Genomic DNA, 1935 nt, shown 5'->3' with positions numbered 1-1935 from the left:
CACCCGATGAGTGTAGACGGCGGCACTGGCAGTTCACCGAAGGCACGCAGGGCGTCCCGCCGCTCTCCACAGGCACCGCGAGCGGTCCGCCCCTGCCGATAGATTGAATGGGAACAGGAGGCGAGCGCGATCTCGGGGTCGAAGAACGTCTGCTGGACGCGCGCCCACCCGGGCGATCCGGCGAGGGTGAGCACGAGCGCGACGGCGAGCACGACCGTCGAGACGACTCCCACCAGGATCGATCGGCGCGTCTGCCGGCGGCGGAACGTGCGTCGTCCGAGCTCGAGCTCGCTCGGCTGCCACGAGCCGTCGACCGCGGATGCCGCGGCATCCGTCATTCGAGCTCGGGGGCTGCGTCGTCGCCGCCGAGCCATTCGGCGGCGAGCTCGTCGAGCGTGCCGTCGGCCCGGAGCGCGTCGACCGCCGCGGTGACGTCGGCGGTGAGCGGCGAGTCCTTCTCGAGGACGAAGCCGAACTCGTCGCCGCCGGTCGTCGCGGGCAGCTGCCCGACGATCGTGCCGCCCTCGAGCTCGACGCCCGTCAGGTAGAACGCGGTGGGCAGGTCGACGACGATGGCGTCGACCTGGCCGTTCTGCAGGGCGAGCTTGGCGTCGTCGTTCGTATTGAACACCTGCGCGCCCGCGGTGGGGGCGATGACCTGCTCGACCGCGTCGAGGCTCGTCGTGCCGGTCTGGGCGCCGACGAGCAGGCCCTGCAGGTCGGCGATCGAGGTGGCGGATGCCGCGGGCGAGTCCTCGACGGTGATGACCACCTGCGTCGTCTCGTAGTACGGCGACGAGAAGTCGACGGACTCGGCGCGCTCGGGGGTGATCGAGAACTGCTGGAGGTTGACGTCGAAGTCCTTCGGTCCGGGCGCGATGGCCTGGTCGAACGTGGTGCGCACCCAGACGACGTCGTCCTTCGCGAAGCCGAGCTCCTCGGCGACCGCGTACGCGACCGCCGCCTCGAAGCCCTGGCCCGACTCGGGTGCGTCGTCCTGCACCCAGGGGTAGTACGCCGGCTCGCCGGTGCCGATGGTGAACTTGCCCTCGGTGACGTAGTCGCCCGAGGCCTCGGTCGCGCCGCCGCCCCCGCCGGCGCAGGCGACGAGCAGCAGGCTTGCGGATGCCGCGACGGCGAGGGCGGCGAGGGGGCGTCGGCTCATGTGATCCTCCGTGGTGGTGGACCTCGATCATGCCAAATCCAGCGACCCGTGGCGCACGCGTGGCGCACTGTGACGCTCCGCTAGGCTCGTCGCCATGACCGTCGGGGAGGTGCGTGCCGCGCCCACGCGCCGCCGCAGCCGGCTCCGGCGGTTCCTCTCCGGCCGTGCTGCGCTCTGGATCGCGTTCCTGCTCGTGCACGCGCTGCTCGCCGCCCTCAACCTCTGGGCCCAGGGCGGCCCGTTGTACGACGTCACGGGCGTGTACCACCGGTGGGCCGAACTCGCCGCCGACGGCTCCGTGCGGATGGGCATCGACGCGCCCTGGGTGTATCCGATCCTCGCCTTCGCTCCCATGACGCTGTCGCTCGCGTTCGGGCCCGAGTGGTACGGGCAGACCTGGCTCGCCATGGTCGTGCTCCTCGACGCGGCGGCGTTCTCGGTGCTCCTCGGCGATCGCGGGCTCTCGCGGACCCGCCGCGTGGCTGCGTGGTGGTGGATCGGGTTCCTGCTGCTCCTCGGCCCGATCGCCATGGGCCGCATCGACGCGATCACGGTGCCCCTGGCGCTGACGGGCCTGCTGTGGGCCGCCGCTGGACGTCTTCGACCGTCGCGTCGGAGGCGATCGTCTCGTATGCCAGAGCGCGGTCGCGTGCTCAGCGAGCGGAGAGCTGGATGTCGCCGCGGAGCGCCTGCTGGAACTGGCCGCGCTTAGGGACCTTAGTTGGTGGTCTGGGTTCGTTCCGGATCGAAGCTCGATGGGCCCGAAACCG

Annotated in this window: 2 protein-coding genes and 1 pseudogene; 1 reads left to right on the top strand and 2 read right to left on the bottom strand. The window is 71.4% G+C overall.

Going from position 1 to position 1935, the window contains the following annotated elements; all coding sequences use genetic code 11:
• Together GH736_RS22035 and GH736_RS22030 are read right to left on the bottom strand one after the other, a co-directional pair.
• Nucleotides 1-338: pseudogene (locus GH736_RS22035) on the bottom strand (hypothetical protein); the annotation flags it as partial.
• The gene (locus tag GH736_RS22030; RefSeq protein ID WP_159607090.1) at nt 335-1165 is read right to left on the bottom strand and encodes an ABC transporter substrate-binding protein; all 831 of its coding nucleotides are present in this window, start codon (nt 1163-1165) and stop codon (nt 335-337) included. The gene GH736_RS22030 and the pseudogene GH736_RS22035, both read right to left, overlap by 4 nt.
• A 94-nt stretch (nt 1166-1259) precedes the next feature.
• Here GH736_RS22030 and GH736_RS22025 point away from each other — a divergent pair, with 94 nt between their 5' ends.
• Nucleotides 1260-1877: a hypothetical protein gene (locus GH736_RS22025; RefSeq protein ID WP_159607088.1), complete on the top strand. Its 618-nt coding sequence runs from the start codon at nt 1260-1262 to the stop codon at nt 1875-1877.
• Nucleotides 1878-1935 lie beyond the last annotated feature (58 nt).

The sequence above is a fragment of the Agromyces humi genome (genome assembly GCF_009720255.1).
Lineage (GTDB): Bacteria > Actinomycetota > Actinomycetes > Actinomycetales > Microbacteriaceae > Agromyces > Agromyces humi.
The sequence above is the reverse complement of the archived record's forward strand: the minus strand, read 5'-3'. Positions and strand labels throughout refer to the sequence as shown.